The following is a 22,551-nucleotide window of genomic DNA, read 5'->3' as shown; positions in this document are numbered from 1 at the left end:
TAGATGTAAGTTGTTAAAATAGAGATATGATAATGTAAAGGGGGAAAATTATCATGGCTGAAAACAAAAATGAAAAACAGTTTTCAAGACGTGACTTCCTGAAGACAACAGGTGTTGCTACTGGTGGTATTATCGGTGGTTCGTTACTTGGTGGACTCATTGGGTTCAACTTAGATGGCGGTAAATCTGATGCACCGACTGTCGGAGGAGGCGATTCTGGTGAAGGTGGCGGCCAATCGGCTGAATCACTTCCAATTAAAGATGCGAGAACATACTTCAGTCGTCAAGACGACTTTAAAAATCTTGCTGCAGCTGCAGATATTATTTATCCAGAAGATGATAATGGACCGGGTGCAACTGAACTCGGTGTACCATATTTCATCGATAGACAAATGTATGGTCATTACGGACACAACGCAACAGACTACCGTTTTGGACCATTTGAACCGATGCGTTCAGATACTCACGGGCGTCAAGAAAGAATTACACGTGGTGAGATGATGATTATCGGTTTAAGAAAATTAACTGATGTCAGTCAAGAAGCTCACGATAAAAAGTTCCATGAACTTGAAGAGAAACAAATGATTGATATTTTAAAACAATTTGAAGCGGGAGAAGTTGAAACGCCAGGTATGCGTTCAGAGGCATTCTTTGAATTATTAAGAAGCCTTGTGATTGAAGGTGTGTATTCTGACCCGGTTTACGGCGGCAATAGAGATATGGCAGGTTGGAAGATGATCGGTTACCCAGGACCACGTATGGGATGGGAACACGATATTATGTCTGAAGAGTTCTTAGAACTCGAACCTGAAAGTTTAAGAGATTATCAAGGAGGAGGCGTAACTTATGGCTAAGAAATTAGATAAAGTCGACGTAGTTGTTGTAGGTACCGGCTGGGCTGGTGGAGGAGTAAGTGCTGAAATGGCGAAAGCTGGTAAAAAAGTAGTTACACTAGAGCGTGGTGGACACGCAAACCGACAAGACTATATCGGTGTAAAAGACGAGCTTCGTTTTGATAATCGTTTCCAAATCATGCAAAACTTAAAAGGTGACACAGTAACGTCACGTAACGAATTGGACGAAACAGCGTTACCTGTTCGTACGATGAAAGACTTCCAATTAGGAGTTAACGTCGGTGGAGCAAGTGTGCACTGGGCAGGTAGTACATATCGTTACTGGCCATATGACTTTGAAATTCGTAGTATGACTGAAGAGCGCTACGGTAAAGATAAAATTCCTGAAGAAATGTCAATTCAAGACTGGGGAATTACTTACGAAGAGCTTGAGCCATATTATGAAATGTGGGAGAAAACAGCAGGTATTGGTGGAGAGCAAGATCCATTAGCTCCAGAACGTAAAATGGAATGGCCAAACCCACCAATGGAAGAAACTCCTCCATTAAAATTATTTAAAGATGCTGCGAGAGAACTCGGATTACATCCGTTCCAAATGGCATCAGGAAACATGTCTCAAAACTATGAGAACCCTGATGGAGAAAAAATGAACGCTTGTATGTACTGTTCATTCTGTACACGTGCAGGCTGTGACTTCAGTGCAAAATCTGACCCACTCGCAACTGTTATTCCAACTGCTTTAAAACACGATAACTTTGAATTACGTACAAACTCTCTTGCTCGTAGAGTACTGTACAACAAAGATTCTAAAAAAGCAGAAGGTATTCTATATACAGACTTAGTAACTGGTGAAGAATATGAGCAACCAGCAGACGTTGTTGTACTTGCAGCATTTGCGATTTCTAACAACCGTCTACTTATGCTTTCAGATATCGGTGAACAGTACGATCCAAAAACTCGTAAAGGTGTAATTGGACGTAACTTCAACGGTCAATACAACTCTTCATTCAACGGTGCAAGAGGATTCTTCGACGATAAGAAGTTTAACTTATACATGGGTGCAGGAGCACTTGGTGCATGCTTAAACGACTATCAAGCGGATAACTTTGACCACACTGATTTAGACTTCATCGGTGGTGGATGTATCGAATTACGTCAATACGGATTTGGTGCGATCGCTAGTGGACAAAATATTAAAGGCGATACACCAACTTGGGGTAAAGAATTCAAGGAAGAGTCACTAAAATATGCATACAGTATGCTACACGTTTGGTACTCTGCATGTACTTTATCTTACTACCACAACTACACGGATTTAGATCCAACATATAAAGATGAGTTTGGTGATCCGTTACTACGTGTAACTTACAAGTTTGGTGACAACGAACGTAACATCGCGAAGTTCGGTGTAGAAAGATGTCATGAAATCTTAGAAGCGATGGGTGCAGACCACATCGAAGATGACCAAGTACCAGAAGAATTTGACCACGTATATTCTGGTGGACACTACACAGGTGGAGTTATCATGGGTGAATCAAGTGAGAACTCAGCAGTCAACAACTACCTACAAATGTGGGACGTTGACAACCTATTCGTAGTCGGTGGATCAGCATTCCCTCAATTCGGAGGACACCACCCAACACCAACAATCGGTGCACTCGCATACCGTGCGTCAGAAGGTATTCTAAAATACTTAGACGACGGTGGCGGACAATTAGTAAAAGACAAAGAAGCGGCGAACGCATAATATAAAATTTAATTCGCACACCCTCTAATGTTAGATGAAATTCTAGTTTTAGGGGGTTTTTCTTCTTAAATAAAAATCATTTGTATAGACAAAGTGAAATAAAAAGCTTATTATATAAGTAACAGAACCCACCACGCCTCTTAACAATGCGTACCATGGTGGGACTTTTTTTATATCTTGATAAGGGGGACCTTATGGTAAACGGTGATAATATGCATATTAAACAACCAAAAACATATGAGGAACAAATCGATTTATTAAAAAAACGTGGACTTATTATAGAAGATGAATCATATGCTATAGATATACTTAGTAAAATTAATTATTATCGTTTTAGCGCCTATACTTTAACTTTAAATAGTAATGATATATTTTATGAAGGTGCTTCATTTAATCATATATATAAATTGTATGAATTTGATAGAAAGTTACGTTTAGAATTACTATCATTATTGGAGAAAATTGAAGTTTCCTTTCGTACTAAAATCTCCTACTATTTGGCCCATAAATATGGTTCAACATCATATCTAGATGAATCTAACTTTAAAAATTTAGACTATTTCAACGATATGAGAACTCAAATTAATCATGAAGTACATAGAAGTAAAGAACTATTTATTATTCATCATAAAGAAAAATATAAATCCATATTTCCAATTTGGGTTGTAATTGAAGTCACTTCATTCAGTTTACTTTCAAAAATATACTCGAACTTACATGATAATGATCAAGATGGAATTGCAATTACTTTTAACAACAACCGTTTTTATATTAGAAACTGGTTATATGCTTTATCTACTTTAAGAAATATCTGTGCGCACTTTGGTAGACTATATAACAGACATTTACCTATTCATTTTAAACTATCAAAAGCGGATCGAAAGAAAATAAAATATGGCAATACTACTTTTGCAGCTATTTATGTGATTTGTAAAATTTTAAATGATAAAGTTTTAACGAAAATACTATTAACAAATATCTCAGAACTTTTTAATGAGTATGAAGAAGTGGATATTACTCAATTAGGTTTTCCTGAAAACTGGACAAATATTTTAGAAACCATATAAAAGTATCGAATTAAATTAGGTTTAATAAATTTATTTATTACGGTGCTTAATATTATGAACTTTTAGTTATTTAGGCGTTTATTTAACAAAAAATGTGCGATTTTGTTAGATATCCGCGGATAATTAACAAATTTTAGTTTTTCGACCTTGTTTTTGTTAGATATATCAGGATAATTAACAAATTTTGGTTTTTTCAACTGCTTTTTGTTAGATATATCCAGATATCTAACATTTTGTGAGTTATTTTGTTAAATAACTCCCAGTTCGTACAGAAGGTGCGTTATTATGCTTAGGTGATTTTCACGGTGCGATGGGTGACGGTGGAATTTGTGGTACAGGCGTTGAAATTGCTGGTTCTGCCGTTTTAAAAGTAGAAGTAATTAAAGATAATGTGATCGAGCATCCAATCGTCAAATATGATGAAGGACTTTCTTTTATCGTTTCAAAAGAAACGCTCGATGAGTCAGTGAAAGAAGCTACAAAACAAGCGGCTCATTACCTAGCTAAAAATACTGAATTAGAATTAGATGAAGCTGCGATGTTACTAAGTGCCGTCGGTCAGGCACAAATCAGTCAAGTCGTCGATCCACTCATGACAACGCGGTTTTTAATCCCACAATTTGTATTAGATACGTATGACTTAAATTTTTATTAAGATAAAGAACTAGAGCCACTTCTCACTATAAAGAGAAGTGTCTTTTTGTGCTATCATTATAATTAATAGTGTTTCTATAGAGGTGAATGTAGTGGGGAAGTTTTTAGATTTTTTCTTTTCTAAAAGAAGTCGTGAGGATCGTGAGCGTGAGGGTGTTTTATCGCTTAGAGAAAAACTTGAACAAGATTATCGTGAAGATGAATACGATAAAATTCCGTATATTGCGTCTGAAGGTGATGCGCATGATCTGTTAAAGCAAATTAAATTGTCTAACACGTTATTGCCGCATAAATCGTATATGACGTTCATTAATGATAACGAGTTAGTGTTCGGTCACGTCGTCATGCTTTGGTGGATTAAGAATGTGAATCGTAAACGTTCACCGAAGTTCTTCTCACAAGAGTACGGTTTAAACTATAAAGAAGAATTCGAATGGCTGAAGGAAAATGGTTATGTAGATGAAAATACGTTGACGTCAAAGGGAGAAGATGTAATAACTAGTCATCCTGACATTATTGATCATCATAATGATAGATTTAGGTAGGGATAGTTAGCTTAAGACTCGGATATTTAACAAAAATTTTCGGAATATGTTAGATATCTCAGGATAATTAACATATTTTGATTGTACGTGCTGATTTTTGTTAGATATATCATTTTATCTAACAAAAAAGCGTCGAAACAACGTAAAAGTGTTAAATAACGGTACTAATCCAGTACATCAAAACTAAAATCAAACAATATTGAACAATATCAAGCACTTCTCACTATTAGAGAAGTGCTTTTTTACCGGTTATACCGATATTTTTACCACTTACGAATTTTTTAACTGTAATTTTAAATATAATTGTATACTGAATTTAGCGAGAGAGGGAGGGGTCGAAAGTGAAGGTTAATCTTATTATCGATAGTAGTTTAGATGAAGATGAAGTGCAAGTGCACGCACAAAATGCCACTGTTGGCGCACGAGTGTTGTCGTACGTCGACCACTTTACGAAAGACAAGGAAAATATCACTGTGAAATCTAATGATGAATTTACCGTCATTAAAAAGATGGATATCGTTTGTGCTGAGATTCATAACAAAGTGCTGACGATTTATACGAGTAAAGAATCTGTAGAGACGTACAAAAGCCTCTCGACATTTTTAGATGAACTGAATTCAAATACGTTTATGCAAGTATCTAAGTCAGAGTTATTGAATATTCAAATGATTAAAAAAGTAGAGCCGTCCTTTTCAGGGAATTTAATTGCAGTCATGTCGAACGGTCAAAAGGTCAATATTTCTAGACGGTTTGTATCAATATTAAAAGAAAGGTTGGGGATTTAAATGTTAGTAAATGCATTAAAGTTTATGGTTCAATCTGTACTAATCGGAAGCTTTATCTATTTAGTTTCACTTATGATTTTAGAACCTTCTAAGGAGATTATGTCAGTATGGATTGCCTCTTCACTTATCGGACTCGCAACGTGTGCACATTTAACAAAAATGCCACCACCTCTTGCTGGACTCATACAACTCATTGTAGGTACAGTCGCTTTTACAATTGTTGCGGTGATGAACGGATGGATATCAGCAACTCTTACTGACGTATTATTCTACGCCGCTTCAATCATCGTCATTATTTTAATCGTTCAAAGTGTATTTATTATTATGGCAATTCGCGATAGTAAAGAAATCAACAAAAAATTAAATGATAAATAACATACTGCCACTGAGCTTCTCGGTGGCAATTTTATTTCTCATTTACTGCTCATATATACTATATACGTTGAAAAATACAGTTTTCTTAGTGTAGTATTATAAATATAAAGAAAATAGGAGGCACTTATGGGATTAAATATTAATCATTTATCAAAACAGTTCGGCGATTTTACAGCTGTTGACGATTTAAACTTTACTGTCCAAGAAGGGGATATGTATGGTTTACTTGGTGGAAACGGTGCAGGTAAGACGACGACGTTTCGTATGATCTTAAACATATTAAAACCAACGAGTGGTTCTGTAACGTTTAACGATAAAAAATCGATTACAACTTTACAGACTACATTGGATATTTGCCTGAAGAGCGTGGATTACATCCAAAACTAACTGTTGAAGAGCAAGTGCTTTATCTGGCGCAACTTAAAAACATGTCTAAACAAGACGCTAAAAAGCAATTAGAATATTGGCTAGAGCGCTTTAAAGTATCTGAAAACATGAAGAAAAAAATCGGAGCGTTATCTAAAGGGAACCAGCAAAAAATTCAACTCATTGCGAGTATTATCCATAATCCAAAGTTACTCATACTCGACGAGCCGTTTTCTGGATTAGACCCGGTTAACGTAGAATTATTAAAAGAAGCGGTCAAAGAGTTAAACAAAAATGGTGCGACGATTATTTTTAGTACACATCGTATGGAACACGTTGAAGAGTTATGTGAATCAATTTGTATTTTAAAACGTGGGAAACAAGTCGCAGAAGGCTCTATTAAATCTATTAAAGATGACTTTAAGCAAAAAACGATATTCATTCGTGGAACGCATGACGTATCGTTCTTAAAAGATCATCCAGGTGTTTTATCTTACAATAAGAAGAAGGATTTAGTGATACTAAAAATTGAAGATGAAACATTTGCTCAACCGATTTACGATCGCGTAACACCACTTGGTTATTTTAGTGAGTTTAGCGTAAAAGATCCGACGTTAAACGAAATATTTATAAGTAAAGTGGGTGAGCACGATGAATAAATTTTTAGCGACGTTATTGTCGACGTATATACAAAAAATTAAAGCGAAATCGTTTATAATTACGACGCTATTACTCGTTCTGTTCGTATTTGCAGGTATGAACTTCGACAAAATTTTAAATCTATTTGATAGTGAAGATGAAAAAACAGTAATAACGATAGAAGCGACAGAAGAAGATAAAAAAGTCGTTACGGATGTTATTACGTCGTTCGACGATACGATTCTAATAGAGCCAGATGCTAAAAACGTATTACAAATCGATTCTGAAGAGCTACCAATCAAAGCAACGCTAACTTCTGACGGCGAATTATCTAACGATAACCGTCAAGCGATAGAGTTTGCTCTTGATGAGTTAAATAAAATCTACGTGACAAATGCGATTGATATCTCTGAAGAGGATTTAGCGTTACTTGATTCACGTGTAGATTTAACTGTCAAAAGTAGTGACTCTGACGGTGAAGAGGAAGTAGAAGAAGGCGGATTTTTCGAAAGTGAGAACTTACTGAATTTAGTTATTATTTATGCAGTCATTATGCTTATGTTCTTTATCATCATTGGATATGCGAGTCAAATCGCAACGGAAATTGCTCAAGAAAAATCATCACGAGTCATTGAAATGATCGTATCAAGTATATCTCCAACGCAGCACGTATTAGCGAAAGTAAGTGCGATTATACTCGTATCTTTCACACAGATATTGATTGTAATTGGTCTAGGGCTAATTGCATTTAAAACGTCTTCTTTACAAGAGACGTTATCAGAATTTGAATTAGTTTCAAATGAACACACTGTACCAATTATTGTTTACTCTGTTGTATTTTTAGTGCTCGGATTATTACTATATTTAATATTTGCAGCATTACTTGGATCGTTTATATCGCGTATGGAAGACTTACAGCAAGGACTCATGCCATTATCATTTATTTCAATCGGTGGATTTTATATCGGTCTATTTAACATCATGAATAGTGATGGAACTTTACTCAAGATAAGTAGTTATGTCCCATTCTTTACACCGTATACAATGCCAGTACGACTTCTTAACTTAGATACACCGATGAGTGTAATATATATCGGTATCGCAATTCTCGCTATTTCAATCATATTATTGCTGTTCTTAACGACGACAGTGTACAAGCGAAACGTGTTAATGAATGATTCTAATATGTTAAAATCGATTAAAAAATTGAAAAATATGTAAAATAAATGCCGATGGGATATCCCATCGGCATTTTACTTAGTTAAATAAGTTTTTAATGGATTCAAATAGTGATCTAAAGAATGATTTAATAGACTCGATGAGCCCTTGTCCTTCTTCACTTTCAGCGAAGTCTTTAATATCGTTACCTAAGTTTTTCGCTTTATCTTTTGCGTCTTTAAAAGCATCACTATCTTTAATTTGGTTAAGTAAGTTTTTAGAACTTTCTAAGATTTTTGTTGCAGATTCTTCATTGAAAAATCCTGAGTTTTTAATTTGGATAATAATGTTAATGATTTGAGTTTTTTGTTCTTCAGTCACGATGCCATCGAGTCCGTTGTCTTTAATTTTTTCATCGACAATTTGACGGATGTCGTCTTCTGTGAGGTTTGCACCGTTGTTAATTTGGTTAATAATCGTAATTTTGATTTCGGTAATTGCTTTGTTTAATTGTGCTTCACTAAAGCCGTCTTTACCTTCGTTTTCAGACGTGATGTCTGAGATTGTGTTTAATTCATCTTGAGCGTTTTTCGTATATTCAGGATTTAAACTATCTCCTTGGACTTCATACGCTTTATAAATTCCTGTTAACGCTGATTCTCCTGTAACGTCGTGTGGTGCAGCGATTACGACATCTGCATTAGTCACACCTGCTGTAATCAATGCGTTTTGATAAGTTTGTGGACCAATTTGAGTGATTTTACCGTACGTTTCGTCGATATCAATTTTTAGTCCGCCAGAGTTCTTCTCCATAATGCGAATACTAGAGAATAAAATACTGTCGTCATATCGATAGTTAATATATTTTTCAGTGTCGTTACCATATACGTAATCGACGATGTCATCATCTTTAGTTCCTAATAATTTTGCTATTTGCTCTTGTTGAGGTGAATCTTTAAGACCAGCACCATAAATTGTGACGCTTTCTTTCCATGCGCTTGCAGCGAGAGCTGGTGTTGCGAGTGTAATCGTTAATAAAAGCGATGCGATTACTGCTATCCACTTTTTCATATATAAACATACCTCTCTTACTTCTAAATTTGTTTTAAGGATACTATATTCATTGTCGTTATACAAAAGATAAGGTATTTACGCTTCGTAAAAATATGTTATTCTAATATAGAACATATGTTCGTAATAGGAGGTAGCGTATGTACAATTATCATTTATGTCCAAAGAGAGATATATTTTGTATCGATCAGAAAAGTTTCTTTGCGAGTGTATCTTGTATTATGAATGGATGGGATCCGAATACGACGTACCTCGCAGTCGTTGGTGATGTTGATTCGATGGGGTCTGTCGTATTAGCAGCAACACCAAAAATGAAAGAACTCGGTATTAAAACAGGATCGAGACATTTTGAAATACCAAAAGGCGAACATATTAAAGTTATTAATCCTTCGATGAAAACCTATTTAACGTATTCAAAGCGTATTACAGAAATTGCTTTACAATACGTTGCACCTGAAGATTTTCATCAATATTCGATTGACGAATTTTTTATGGATGTGACAGATAGTTATCATTTATTTGCTGAAACACCGTATGCGTTAGCTGAAATGTTAAAAGCACATATTTATAGAGAAACGAAAATTGACTGTGCGATTGGGATTGGAGATAACGTGTTGTTAAGTAAAGTATCTTTAGATATTGAAGCAAAGAAAATGCCGAGCGGTATTACAGAGTGGCGCTATCATGACATTCCTGCAAAACTGTGGCCGATTACACCGTTAAGAGATTTTTTTGGTATTAATAAACGTTCAGAAAAGAAATTGAATCAGCGGGGTATATTTACTGTTAAAGACTTAGCACTTTATCCGGTAGAATATTTAAAAAGAGATTTTGGCGTGATTGGAATCGACTGGCATATGCACGCAAACGGTATTGATTTTAGTAAATTAAGTGAAAAATACAATGCGAAAAGCCCGACAATCGCAAAAAGTCAAATACTAATGAGAGATTATCAATTTCACGAATTATATGTCGTCTTACTCGAGCACGTGGATGAGGTCATCCATCGACTTCGTTTAATGAATAAGCGCGCACGAACGATACATTTTCAAGTGTCGACAAAATTCGGGAAATCGTACGGGAAACAATTTACAATTGATGAAGGGACACATGACGAAAACGAAGTGATGTTTGGTATTTGGATGCGACTGACAAAAATTGCTGATACAGACGCACTGTATCGTACGATTAGTGTTAGCTTAACGAATTTAATTCGTAATGATTATATACAAGGTAATTTATTTAAAGATAATGAAAAAGAGTATAAACGAGATCAACTGTTAAAGACAATCGACGAATTAAAAGTGAAATACGGAACACTTAGTGTGATGCGTGCGTTAAGTATGACAGAAGCCTCGACGTTAAAACTAAGAGAAGGGTTAATTGCGGGTCATAAACGCTAAAAAAGCTATATAAATTATGCTATAATGATAGATTGATATTAAGTTATGCAGAAAATGGTATGAATAGAATACTATAGTAAAAAAATGCTATACTTTAAGCGATGAAACGAGTATACGATAAAGGATTGAAACGAATGGAGTTTGTAGAACTTACACAAGAAGAATTTGGACAATATACGAAAGAAAACTTTAGTCATTTTACACAGACGTTAGATAATTACCGCTTAAAAGTCGATGAGGGTGCAGAAAGTTATCTCGTCGGTTTAAAACATGATGGTGAAGTAAAAGCAGCGTGTTTAGTTACGCTCGGTCGTGTAATGAAATTCTTTAACTTTGCTTATACGAACCGTGGTCCAGTGTTAGATTACAGTGACGAAAAAATCGTTAAAGCATTTTTTAGAGGTCTAGAATCATTTTTAAAAAATAAAAAAGTCGTGTATCTTCGTGTAGATCCATATGTCGTACTAAATGTACGTGATCACGACGGAAATATTCTAGAAGAAAAAGATAGTCATCAATTATTTGATACGTTTAAAAATCTCGGGTATGACCATGACGGATTTACAGTTGGCTTTAGCCCAGACACTCAAATTAGATGGCATTCAACATTAGATTTAAAAGATAAGACTGAAAAAGAAATATTTAATGACTTTGATCAACTACGTAAACGTAATATTAAAAAAGCTGAAAAAGATGGAATTAAAGTTAAATATCTCGATTTAGATGACATCGATATATTTACTGACTTTATGGAAGATACAAGTGAGATGAAAGAATTCTTTGACCGTGGACCGAAGTTTTACAAGTCACGTAAACAATATTTCGGTGACAACGTTATGATTCCACTCGCATATGTTGATTTAAACGAGTATGTGGATACGTTACAGTCTGACGTCCAAAAAATGCAAAGAGATTTAAACAAAGCAGAAAAACAGTTAGAACGTCATCCAGATAATAAGAAAGCACAAAACAAAGTAAAGAACTTTAAAGAACAACTTGCTAACATTGAAAAGAAATTAGAGGAAGGTCTAAAACTTCGTGAAACTCACGGTGAAGAGTTGCCGGTTGCAGCGAGTTATTATATCAATACACCACATGAAGTTGCATATTTAGCTGGAGGTACTGCAAATGAATTTAGACATTTTGCAGGAAGCTATAGTATCCAATGGGAAATGATTAAATACGCTATAGAACATGGCATAGATATATATAATTTCTACGGAATTAGTGGGAAGTTTACAGAAGATGCTGAAGACTATGGTGTTATTCAATTTAAAAAAGGGTTTAATGCAACGGTCAATGAATATATTGGAGATTTTGTAAAGCCAATCAATAAAACATTAGATAAGTTATATCACCTGTTAAAAAGATAAGGAAAGAGAGAAAAGTATGAAGTTTGTACAATTAACTGATGAAGAATATAAAAATTTCATTGAAAACGATGGGCGTGAAAGTGCCTTTTTCCAAATGATTGAAAATAAAGCAAATCGTTTAGTCGATGGACGATGGGAAGTAGAACTGCTCGGTCTTAAAGACAAAGAGGACAAAGTCATTGCAGCAGGACTATTTACAAAAGAACCGAGTGTATTAAGCAAATACTTTTACTATTCAAATAGAGGACCTGTCTTAGATTACGATAATTTAAATATCGTTCGTGCTTACTTTGCTGGCTTAACTGAGTACTTAAAGCAAAACGATGCATCACTCGTTAAAGTGGATCCAAACTGGATTTATAAAAAATACGATAAAGATGTAAAACCTTATGATGATTATGAAAACCGTGACGAAGTCATTCAACTATTAGAGAGTATGGGGTATGTTCACCAAGGATTTACACGAGGCTATTCTAATACATCACAAGCACGTTGGATGAGTGTGTTAGACGTGAGTCAATTTAAAAATGAAGATGAGCTTGTAAAGTCGTTTGATAACTTACGCAGAAGAAATATGCGTAAAGCCAAGCGTTACGGGGTAAAGGTTCGCTTTTTAGAAGTAGATGAGATGGACATTTTTGTCGATATGTATCTCGATACTGCAGAGCGCCAAGACTTTTTTGTCAACGAAGATCCTAGAACTTACTTTAAACAATTCAAAGAAACTTACAAAGACAAAGTACTCGTACCTTTAGCATATATCGAGCTCGATCCTTTTATCGAACAAACAGAAAAAGAAGTCAACAAACTTCAAAAACAAAAAGAAAAGCAAGAGAAAAAAGAAAATCAAAATCAAAAGACGTTAAATAGAATTAACGAATTAGAGAGAAATATCGAAGGACATTTAAATGACCTTGAAAAAGCGAAAGAGTTTAGAGAAAAATACGGCAACGTATTAAATCTCGGTAGTGGGGTATACTTTGTAACACCTTACGAACTCGTATATAACGCAGGTGCTTCAAGCGAGGAATTTAACATGTTTGTTGGTCCATACATGATGCACTTAGAGATGATGAAGTATGCGATGGATCACGGAATTGCACGTTATAATTTCTACGGCGTATCTGGGGACTTTAGCGAAGACGGTGAAGACTACGGAGTATATCGCTTTAAGAGAGGATTTAATGCTCAAATCGAAGAATTAGTCGGAGATTTTGTGAAAGTCATTCATCCACTTGCAAATAATGTAAACAAGGTTAAAGCAAAGTTAAAACAAAAGCTCGGAAAAAGATAGTAAAGGATGCATTGTAAATGAAAGTTGAAGAGATTTCAGAACAACAATTTTATACGTTTATGAAAACATATAAAGATATGTATCATTTTATGCACGATGAACTATATTATGACTACATGAAAAATAACGCAACCGTCTACCTATTAGGTTTAATAGATGACATGGATAATGTAATTGGGGTATCAATGCTGAGTGAATATCCGCTTGTCAGATTCTTTAAAGCGATGACTACACATTCTGGACCTTTAATTCTCGATTATACTAACGATAAGCTAGAATATTTTATTCAAGAAATCAGTTCATTTGCAAAAGAAAAAGGCGCAGCAAGTCTAACATTTTCACCTTATATGATATATCAAGTGAGAGATTCTGAAGGAAATGTCATAGAAAACGATGAGCGAAATAATCATGAAGTCATTCATCTTTTTGAAAGAAATGGATTTAAACATCACGGGTTTACAAGGCAAATGATCTTTGAAGAAAATATACGATTCCAATCTGTAGTAGATATAAGCGGTAGTTTAAAAGATATTTTAAAAAATATGAACTCGTCTACACGATATAATACGAGACAGTGTGAGAAACTCCCTCTGAAACTAAAATATTTAGATGAATCAGAGTATGATAGATTCATTGAAATCTATAAAGATACTGAAGAACGATTACAATTCGATCCAATCCCAGAACATCGTATAAAAGCACAGTTGAGAAATTTAAAAGATAAATCATTTATCGTCATGTCTCAAATTGATTTAAACGAATATATAGAGTCTCTAGAGAAAGAGTTTGATGAATTATCTCAAGAGATTGAAGCATTAGAAAATAAAGAGAATAAATCAAATGGTGAAAAACGCCGCTTAAATGAAAAGAAAAACCTAGTGAAAAGTAGAGAAAAACGATTGAATGAAGCAATCACACATCGTGATAAATATGGTGGTTTAATCGATTTATCTGTCGGTATGTATTACTACAATAATAATGAGATGGTATATCTATATAGTGGTAGTTATCCAGAGCACTCACAGTATCTAGGCACGAACTTTGTGACGTGGGAAATGATCAAAAAAGCAAAAGAACTCGGACTTGAGCGCTTTAATATGTTCGGAATCACAGGAAATTTCCATGAAGGCGCAAGTGATTACGGTGTATTTAAGTTTAAACAAGGTTACAATGCTTATATCGAAGAACTACCTGGCACATTTACAAAAGTATTTAAACCGATCGTTTTAAATGCTCAAAAATTAATCGATAAAGTTAGAAAATAATGAAAAAGAGAAGCACAGATGTTAATAATAATCTGATGTGCTTCTCTTTTATATTTATTTTGATGTGGTTGATTCTTTATCGAATAACTGTTGTATGTCCTTAAATACTCTTGAGTGTTTAAGTCTAGAGTAGATCAGTACTGCGATAATTCCACCAATGATTGTCGCACCGACGAATCGCGGTGTATATAAGAACCAAACTGCATTTGAGTCTAGGTCCATAAAGAATTGCATAATAGGTACGGATACAAGTGAACCGATGATTCCTGTTCCAACGAATTCCCCGAACCATGCTCCAAATATGGATTTTGTGAATTTGTAACATAATCCGGCTAAAATCGCACCAAACAGAGCGCCTGTTATAGCAAGTGGTGGAATGTTAAAGATAAACATTCTTAATATTGCTGTGACGAGGGCGATTAGAGTGACATAAAATGTGCCAAATGTGGCAAATATAATGTTAAATACTGTTGACATAGGTGCCATACCTTCGATTCTAATCACTGAAGATAAGACAGTGTTTAATGCTATACATATTGAAATGATTGTAAGTTTCTTTGTCGACAATTAAATTTGCACCCATTCTTCTTGTTTATATGACATATCGAAGAATAAGTACTCGAATCTAACACTCATGTAAAATGCGTTTAACATTCTTTCTTTTTGGTCTTCAGTTGCTTTATCGTATAATTTGTCGCAAAGCTCGATATGTCTTTCAGTTAAGTTGTTAAACTCGTCAGTCACGTACGTATCGATCCAGCTTTGGTAGATCGGTACTGGAGACTTATGTTTCACTAATTCAGCACCGATATCTTGGTATAACCAAGGGCAAGGTAACATCCCCGCAACCGCAACGCCAATGTAGTCTTCAGACTCTACAATTTGTCTATACATATGAGCGATGTAGTGATCAGCTGTCGGTGCAACTTCTGTGCTATCGAATTCCTCATCTGAGATATTTTGGTCTTTAAAGAAATCTTCACGAACTGCGATTTCTCCTGCTTCTAAATCTTCTCTGTTACGCGTCATAATATCTTTAATTTCTTTATCTTCTGCGCGGTCTGCAATTTCACCAAATAGGCGAGAGAAGTGGATTAAGTAATAGCCATCTTGTATTAGATAATATCTAAATGATTCATCGCTTAACGTACCGTCAGCTAAACCTTTTACAAACGGGTGCGTGTGGCTACCATCCCAGAATTTCTTTGATAATTCGCGAGCTTTCTCACTAAACTTCATAAAATAATTCTCCTTTTATTTGCACAAAAAAAGCTCCATTAGAGGAGGCTTGTGAAATAAATACATGTAAAATAAACATGCATATACACAACACCTACGCTAGCATTACCTAGATCAGGTTGTGGGTCAGGTCTTACCTTTCTCAGCCGAAGCTCCCCATGTGCTTAATATTTGATTACAACCGAAGTATACTATACTTTTTACATTTTGTCTTATAAATATAAAAAGATGAAAAAATGTTGACAATTTAAAATAGAGCGTTTAATATAATAACTACTTATTCGTAAAAGTAAAAGTAGTTGTTGTAGCAGTCAGAAAACATGTGGTAGATGCGAACATGTACAATGCTATTTTGAATTGGGCGAATAATGTTTAACTAAATATTGATAAGAGAAGCAATTAAGGTGGCACCGCGAAATAATATCGTCCTTACGAATATTATTACGTGGTGCTTTTTTGATTGAATGAGTGAACAGTATTTACTGTTAATATAGGTGGCACTGCGCATTTTGCGTCCTTTTTTAGGATTCAAAGTGCGCGTTTTTTTTAAGGAGAGTGATGACAGTGTTATTAAATAATTATTGTAAGTTTGAATTTAAACGATGGCGTCATCGTGATAAATCTAAATAATATTAAAATATAAGGAGACTATAATAATGAATATAAATACTATAAATAAAATTCAAACTGAAGCAGATCACAACGGATTTTTTGGAGAATATGGCGGTGCATTTGTACCTGAAGAATTAAAATCAGCTATGACAGAATTAAAAGAAGTGTACAACGAATTAAAACATGATGAATCATTCCAAGAGGAATTTAATTATTATTTAAAAGAATATTCAGGTCGTGAAACACCACTGACATACGCAGAAAATCTAACGAGAACACTTGGCGGCGCTAAAATTTATTTAAAGCGTGAAGACTTAAACCATACAGGTGCTCATAAAATTAACAATGCGATTGGGCAAGCGTTAATTGCACAACGAATGGGTAAAAAACGACTCGTTGCTGAAACAGGTGCTGGACAACACGGAGTTGCAAGTGCAACTGTCGCAGCGATGTTCGATATGGAAATCGTAATCTTTATGGGTGCTGAAGATATGCGTAGACAACGATTAAACGTCTTTAGAATGGAACTTCTTGGTGCAAAAGTTGTCGCTGTTGAAGAGGGGAATCGTACGTTAACTGAAGCAGTAGACGCTGCACTTGAATATTACGTAAAAAACGTCGATGACACACATTACTTACTCGGAAGTGCATTAGGTCCAGATCCATTCCCAACAATTGTCAGAGACTTCCAAAGCGTTATCGGTCGTGAAATTAAAACTCAAATATTAGAAAAAGAAAACCGACTACCAAATGCGATTGTTGCATGTATCGGTGGCGGATCAAACGCAATTGGTACGATGCATCCATTTATCCTAGATGAAACGGTAAAATTATATGGTGTAGAAGCTGCTGGTAAGGGATTTGAAACGAATCAACACTCAATGGCCATAAATAAAGGAAAAGTAAATATATTACATGGTACTAAAATGTATTTAACTGATGATGATGCATACAGTATATCCGCTGGATTAGATTATCCAGGAGCTGGACCTGAACATTGTTATTATCATGACATTGGACGTGTTTCATACGAATACGCAACAGATGAAGAAGCATTAAACGCACTCCAAGTACTATCTAAAACAGAAGGAATTATTCCTGCTTTAGAAAGCTCACATGCCGTCGCACATGCATTAAAACTAGCACCAACGATGAATCAAGACGAAATACTCGTCGTAACAATATCCGGACGCGGCGATAAAGATATGGACCAAGTCATGGAATACTTAAATCAATGAACACGACAATACGTATCCTTATATAAGCTATATTTGGATACGTATTTGTTTTTACATATAAAGTTTACATAACATATATTATAGGAAGTTATATGTATTGTAGGATACGAACAAGTACTCACTATCCTTTTTACGTTAACGTATCGAAAATTCGTTTATGCAAATTGCTTTATCGTTCATATAAATTATTTAATTTTATATAATGCTCTTTTGTGTAAACACAGTTATCTTTTCGTTAACGCAAATCATCTAATTGTTCACATAATAACTCAGTCGTTTACACAAATTCAATTTGCGTAAAATTAACACAAATATCAGCATTTATCGTTCTATAATACAATAAAAAGATGAAAAACCTCGTGTCACCGAAGCTCTTCATCTTTTAAATGATATGATACATATCTCATGTTAGTCATATAGTTCTTCTTTTCGACGCTTATATTGACCAGAATCATATGCACGTTGTGCGATTTTACCTTCATTGTATTTCGTGTAAATGTACAGTATCATCGCAATCCATATAAATATGAACCCGATAAATTCGTCCATACTAAAAGGTTCTTTAAATATAAATATACCTAGAATAAATATTAGCGTTGGATCGATATAGAGTAAAAATGCCATTAATGATAACGGCACTTGTTTTGCACTTGCACTGAATAATACTAACGGAACACTTGTTACAGCTCCTGCTAACAGTAACCAGTACGTTGACGTATTCATACCTATTGTTAAGCCGTAATTCACATGCATATAGATTAAGCCGGCAATTGCAAATGGTAGTAACGCAAGTGTTTCTAGCGTAATACTGCTAAGTGCATGTATGCTTAACGATGATTTAATTAAACTGTAAAATGCAAATGATAATCCGATAATAAACGCAATATATGGTACAGTACCGAGTTTTATGATCATATACATAATGCCAATCACTGTAATTCCAATGGCTACCCACTCTACTAACTTATAACGATCTCTTAAAAATAAAAATGCTAATATTATCGTAATTAACGGTGTTAAGTAAAATCCGATACTCACTTCAACTGCGTGGCCAGAATTTACTCCGTATACGTACATTCCCCAGTTAATTGAGATAACGAAACCAGCGAGTATTACCGTAAAAATCTTACTTTTATTTTCTTTTAAATATTTTAAATCCTTCTTAAATTGAGACGTATGATTAAAAATTGGTATGATTAAAATCATAAATAAAAACGACATAATCGTTCGAACTAAAACGACTTCAATTGGATGAATATCTTCTAATAATGCCCAATATAAAGGCGTTAACCCCCATAATGTATATGCTAAAATCGCAGTTAAAATGCCATGTCTTTCAGTCATTCACTTCACCATCCATTATTAAATTTGTCCACTTTAAAACCCCTTATATAGGTATATAAAGGGCCAACAAATAGCAAAGCTTTTTCGCTTTATTTATATAATATTTATATGTTCAATTGCATGAACTTAATTTTAATATAAACAATATGAATAAGCAATATGATAGAAGATTAAATTTTCTGTATTTTTTAGAAATACAATGTATAATAAGAATATAATTCGAAAACCGAAAGGAAGATAAAATATATGGCATTACCTTTAAGAAGCGAAGTAGATGTGAACTACACATGGAACTTAACGGATTTATGTAAAAATGACGAAGAAGCAAAAGAGAAATGTGTTGCTTTAAAAGAAGAAATTCAAGCATTTAATTCAAAGTTTGAAGGCAACTTAAATGACGTTGACACTGCAGTCGATGCAATTGATGCGTATCGTTCACTACTAGAGCAACTCGTAGTTGTTAGTACATATTCGAGTTTAAAACTATCGAGTGACCAAAGCGATGCTGAAGCACAAAAACTTTCTAGCGTTGTCGGTACGACGTCTACTCTATTTTCAACAGAGACATCATTTTTAACGAGTGATTTACTAAGTAAAGAAGAAGACTTTTTAACTCAAATAAAAGAGAATAAAGAAGAATATACAGGTTATATCGATCACTTACTACGTTTTAAACCGTATCAACTCGATCCAAAAGTTGAAAAAGCACTTGCTAGTTTTAGTAATGTATTTAGTGGACCATACGAACTGTATTTAAAAACGAAATTACTCGATTTAGACTTCGGTTCGTTTACTGTGGACGGTAAAGAGTACCCACTTTCTTATTTATCATTTGAAGGTGAATTAGAATCACACCGTGACGAAGAAGTTCGTCGTACAGCATTTAGACAATTTAGCGACGTACTAAGAAAGTATGAGCATACGACGGCTGCGACATATGATTTACATTTGAAAAAAGAAAAAGCAGAAGCAGACTTACGTGGATTCGATTCAGTCATCGACTACCTACTCCATGATCAAGAAGTGCCACGTGAGTTATATGACCGTCAAATTGACACGATTATGAAAGATCTTGCGCCACATATGAGACGCTATGCTAAACTTTTACAAAAAGAAAACAATATCGAACATATGAAATTTGAAGACTTAAAAATTTCACTTGATCCTGATTCAGAACCAGAAATTACAATTGATGAGTCTCGTAAATATATACTCGACGGCTTAAGCGTTATGGGAGAAGACTATATAAACATGATCAACCGTTCATACGATGAACGCTGGATTGATTTTGTATCGAATAAAGGTAAATCAACAGGTGCATTTTGTTCGAGCCCATATGGTGTACACCCGTATATTTTAATTACATGGACGTCACTTATGGAAGAAGTATTCGTTCTTGCACATGAACTTGGTCACGCAGGGCACTTCTATAATGCAAATAGAGAAAACAATATTTTCGATACACGCCCTTCTCTATACTTTATAGAAGCACCATCAACATTAAACGAAATGTTAATGGCAAATCACTTATTAAAAACAAGTGATAACGATAAATTTAAGCGCTGGGTCATTAGTTCTATTATTTCTAGAACGTATTACCATAACTTTGTGACACACTTACTTGAAGCCGCATATCAGCGTGAAGTGTACAAAATGGTCGATAACTACGAAACAGTAACCGCTGCAGATTTAAATCGAATTAAACGTGAAGTACTAGAGGAATTCTGGGGTGATGATGTAGAAATCACTGAAGGTGCTGAACTTACATGGATGAGACAACCACACTACTATATGGGATTATATCCATACACGTATTCTGCAGGACTTACGATCTCAACAGAAGTATCTAAGCGAATTTTAAACGAAGGACAACCAGCAGTGGATGACTGGTTAGAAGTATTAAAACTCGGTGGTAAGAAAAATGCAGTAGAACTTGCAAAACATGCAGGTGTTGATATTACAACAAGTGAACCACTTGATAATACAATTAATTATATCGGTGAACTCATCGACGAATTAGAAAAATTATCATAATTACACTACCCCTTTAGACAAACTAAAGGGGTATTTGATTTCATCAACTAATTTTAATATAATTGACCTACTCAATTATATTAGGTGATGTTATGGATAATAAATTAAAAGAGACGATTTATGAATTTATACAATTTTATGAGATCCTTAATCACAGTCAGAACCCTACTAAAATTGGTTTAACAAAAGCTGAAATAGATGTAATTGACTATGTCGGTCAAAATGAGCAAGTCACAGCACGCCAAATCGAGAAAGCACTTCATATAGATAGAGGCTTTTTAAGTAGAACAATCAAAAGTCTTGTTAATAAACAGTTAATCGATCGTTTGCAGTCAAAACACGATAAGCGAAGTTTTGTTTTAAAGCTAACTAAAGATGGAGATGTAAAGAGAAAACAAATTGAAATAGAACAAGAACAGTCATTTACTGAAACGTTCAAACATCTATCCGAAGAGGAAAAAGAATTATTTAATGATGCATTATTAAAAGTCATTAAAATTTATAACAAAGAAGCATTAAATGTAGAGTCAGTAGAAAAGAAGAAAATAGATAATGATATAAAATCGTTTGATAAAGAGGATAAAGTGTGGCAAACGAGTGATGGTGCTACCCTACTCTATAAAAAACACGATGAATGGATGGCTGAATTGATACTTTCTGAAAATTTACTGAAGGAAGATGCGTTAAATGCAATTTTAAAAAATGTTATATCATATGCATATGATGACTATGCGAACCACTTATATGTCAATGTGCCTAAAGAAGCTAATTACGAGAGCGTATTAGAAAAACATGACTTTTTTGAAACAGAAAATCAAGATGATCATATTCGATATGACTTATTCTTATAAAAGTTAACATAATATTATTGGTGTAAACAAAAAGAGCGCTTATTCTGAGCTGCACCCCTAAAGTTGGACACTAAAATCCAACTTTAGGGGTGTTTTTGTATGAAGTATAAAAAGCATAGCTTTGAATTTAAGGTAAAAGTAGTTAATGAATACCTAAATGGAGAAGGAGGATACAGATTTTTAGGTAAAAAATATAATATAAACAAGTCCCTTGTTGAAAAATGGGTGGGACAATATAAGACATATGGACATCAAGGACTCGCTAAATCTCTAGGCAATACTCAATATACTAGTGAATTTAAACTGACTGTTTTAAAATATAGAGAAGAAAATCAATTGTCCTATAGAGAAACAGCGGAATACTTTGGTATCAAGCATTATCCAACAATCGCTACCTGGAATCACAAGTTACAAGCAGGTGGTCCGGCTGCTCTAGAGGGTAAGCAAGGGAGACCAAGAAAACATATGTCTAAGAATGAAAATAAGCAAAAACAAGTATCAAAGAGTGAGCCACTTAATGAAACAGAACGCGAAGAGCTAGAACGTTTAAGAGAAGAACTTAGAATGAAAGAATTGGAAAATATCATTCTAAAAAAGTTGAACGCCTTACCGACAGATCCAACAGACAAAAAACGAA

19 protein-coding genes, 2 pseudogenes and 1 riboswitch are annotated in these 22,551 nt (G+C 34.5%); of the genes and pseudogenes, 17 read left to right on the top strand and 4 right to left on the bottom strand.

From position 1 onward, the window contains the following. Positions 1–53: 53 nt before the first annotated feature. From HMPREF3177_RS01935 to HMPREF3177_RS01895, 9 genes and pseudogenes are all read left to right on the top strand, one after another. The gene (locus HMPREF3177_RS01935) at positions 54–854 is read left to right on the top strand and encodes a gluconate 2-dehydrogenase subunit 3 family protein (protein ID WP_070456658.1); all 801 of its coding nucleotides are present in this window, start codon (positions 54–56) and stop codon (positions 852–854) included. Continuing rightward, positions 847–2,601 carry a GMC family oxidoreductase gene (locus HMPREF3177_RS01930; protein ID WP_070456655.1) on the top strand — a complete coding sequence of 585 codons (1,755 nt, stop codon included), beginning with the start codon at positions 847–849 and terminating at the stop codon, positions 2,599–2,601. The genes HMPREF3177_RS01935 and HMPREF3177_RS01930 overlap by 8 nt, the downstream gene beginning before the upstream one ends. 194 nt (positions 2,602–2,795) lie before the next feature. Next, positions 2,796–3,668, top strand: coding sequence for an Abi family protein (locus tag HMPREF3177_RS01925; RefSeq protein ID WP_070456651.1), 873 nt, complete (start codon positions 2,796–2,798; stop codon positions 3,666–3,668). A 268-nt stretch (positions 3,669–3,936) separates the two neighbouring features. After that, a pseudogene (locus tag HMPREF3177_RS01920) lies at positions 3,937–4,323 on the top strand (acetamidase/formamidase family protein); the annotation flags it as partial. Positions 4,324–4,414: 91 nt separating this feature from the next. Next, positions 4,415–4,867, top strand: coding sequence for a hypothetical protein (locus HMPREF3177_RS01915; protein ID WP_070456646.1), 453 nt, complete (start codon positions 4,415–4,417; stop codon positions 4,865–4,867). A gap of 341 nt (positions 4,868–5,208) precedes the next feature. Beyond that, positions 5,209–5,652, top strand: a complete 444-nt coding sequence (locus HMPREF3177_RS01910) for a LytTR family DNA-binding domain-containing protein (protein ID WP_070456645.1) — start codon at positions 5,209–5,211, stop codon at positions 5,650–5,652. Then, the gene (locus HMPREF3177_RS01905) at positions 5,653–6,027 is read left to right on the top strand and encodes a DUF3021 family protein (protein WP_070456643.1); all 375 of its coding nucleotides are present in this window, start codon (positions 5,653–5,655) and stop codon (positions 6,025–6,027) included. A 126-nt stretch (positions 6,028–6,153) separates the two neighbouring features. Next, positions 6,154–7,052, top strand: a pseudogene (locus HMPREF3177_RS01900) (ABC transporter ATP-binding protein). Next, a complete protein-coding gene (locus HMPREF3177_RS01895; protein WP_070456640.1) occupies positions 7,045–8,253 on the top strand; it encodes an ABC transporter permease in 1,209 nt (402 codons plus the stop codon). The pseudogene HMPREF3177_RS01900 and the gene HMPREF3177_RS01895 overlap by 8 nt, the downstream one beginning before the upstream one ends. Before the next feature lie 36 nt (positions 8,254–8,289). Here HMPREF3177_RS01895 and HMPREF3177_RS01890 read toward each other — a convergent pair whose 3' ends face one another. Beyond that, on the bottom strand, positions 8,290–9,261 hold the full coding sequence (locus tag HMPREF3177_RS01890; RefSeq protein ID WP_070456637.1) for a DUF1002 domain-containing protein: 972 nt from the start codon (positions 9,259–9,261) through the stop codon (positions 8,290–8,292). 140 nt (positions 9,262–9,401) lie between these two features. Here HMPREF3177_RS01890 and HMPREF3177_RS01885 point away from each other — a divergent pair, with 140 nt between their 5' ends. From HMPREF3177_RS01885 to HMPREF3177_RS01870, 4 genes are all read left to right on the top strand, one after another. Next, positions 9,402–10,664 (top strand): Y-family DNA polymerase, encoded by a 1,263-nt coding sequence (locus tag HMPREF3177_RS01885; RefSeq protein WP_070456634.1) that lies wholly within the window; start codon positions 9,402–9,404, stop codon positions 10,662–10,664. 134 nt (positions 10,665–10,798) lie between these two features. Further along, positions 10,799–12,037 (top strand): aminoacyltransferase, encoded by a 1,239-nt coding sequence (locus HMPREF3177_RS01880; RefSeq protein ID WP_070456631.1) that lies wholly within the window; start codon positions 10,799–10,801, stop codon positions 12,035–12,037. 16 nt (positions 12,038–12,053) lie between these two features. Then, on the top strand, positions 12,054–13,331 hold the full coding sequence (locus HMPREF3177_RS01875; protein WP_070456628.1) for a peptidoglycan bridge formation glycyltransferase FemA/FemB family protein: 1,278 nt from the start codon (positions 12,054–12,056) through the stop codon (positions 13,329–13,331). Positions 13,332–13,348: 17 nt separating this feature from the next. Then, the gene (locus tag HMPREF3177_RS01870) at positions 13,349–14,596 is read left to right on the top strand and encodes a peptidoglycan bridge formation glycyltransferase FemA/FemB family protein (protein WP_070456625.1); all 1,248 of its coding nucleotides are present in this window, start codon (positions 13,349–13,351) and stop codon (positions 14,594–14,596) included. Between the two features lie 54 nt (positions 14,597–14,650). On the opposite strand, the gene thiW is transcribed toward HMPREF3177_RS01870, so the two are convergent. Together thiW and tenA are read right to left on the bottom strand one after the other, a co-directional pair. After that, positions 14,651–15,163 carry an energy coupling factor transporter S component ThiW gene (gene thiW, locus HMPREF3177_RS01865; RefSeq protein WP_070456622.1) on the bottom strand — a complete coding sequence of 171 codons (513 nt, stop codon included), beginning with the start codon at positions 15,161–15,163 and terminating at the stop codon, positions 14,651–14,653. Continuing rightward, positions 15,164–15,835: a thiaminase II gene (gene tenA / locus HMPREF3177_RS01860; protein ID WP_070456619.1), complete on the bottom strand. Its 672-nt coding sequence runs from the start codon at positions 15,833–15,835 to the stop codon at positions 15,164–15,166. It abuts the gene before it with no gap. A 73-nt stretch (positions 15,836–15,908) separates the two neighbouring features. After that, a riboswitch (TPP riboswitch) is annotated at positions 15,909–16,004 on the bottom strand. A 502-nt stretch (positions 16,005–16,506) separates the two neighbouring features. Between tenA and trpB the strand changes: the two genes are divergently transcribed. After that, positions 16,507–17,685, top strand: coding sequence for a tryptophan synthase subunit beta (gene trpB / locus HMPREF3177_RS01855; RefSeq protein ID WP_148128594.1), 1,179 nt, complete (start codon positions 16,507–16,509; stop codon positions 17,683–17,685). Positions 17,686–18,093: 408 nt separating this feature from the next. On the opposite strand, the gene rarD is transcribed toward trpB, so the two are convergent. Beyond that, positions 18,094–19,029 carry an EamA family transporter RarD gene (gene rarD / locus HMPREF3177_RS01850; protein WP_070456613.1) on the bottom strand — a complete coding sequence of 312 codons (936 nt, stop codon included), beginning with the start codon at positions 19,027–19,029 and terminating at the stop codon, positions 18,094–18,096. Between the two features lie 246 nt (positions 19,030–19,275). Here rarD and pepF point away from each other — a divergent pair, with 246 nt between their 5' ends. The 3 genes from pepF to HMPREF3177_RS01835 all read left to right on the top strand — a co-directional run. Beyond that, complete coding sequence (gene pepF / locus HMPREF3177_RS01845; protein ID WP_070456609.1) at positions 19,276–21,063, top strand: oligoendopeptidase F; 1,788 nt, start codon at positions 19,276–19,278, stop codon at positions 21,061–21,063. Between the two features lie 92 nt (positions 21,064–21,155). Then, complete coding sequence (locus HMPREF3177_RS01840; RefSeq protein WP_070456606.1) at positions 21,156–21,914, top strand: MarR family winged helix-turn-helix transcriptional regulator; 759 nt, start codon at positions 21,156–21,158, stop codon at positions 21,912–21,914. Positions 21,915–22,013: 99 nt separating this feature from the next. Further along, on the top strand, positions 22,014–22,551 hold a 538-nt coding region (locus HMPREF3177_RS01835), incomplete at its 3' end, for a helix-turn-helix domain-containing protein (protein WP_070456603.1).

It is taken from the genome of Nosocomiicoccus sp. HMSC09A07, assembly GCF_001808485.1.
Taxonomy (GTDB): Bacteria; Bacillota; Bacilli; order Staphylococcales; family Salinicoccaceae; genus Nosocomiicoccus; species Nosocomiicoccus ampullae_A.
Note: the sequence above shows the minus strand (reverse complement) of the source record. Positions and strands in the feature narration are given on the sequence as shown.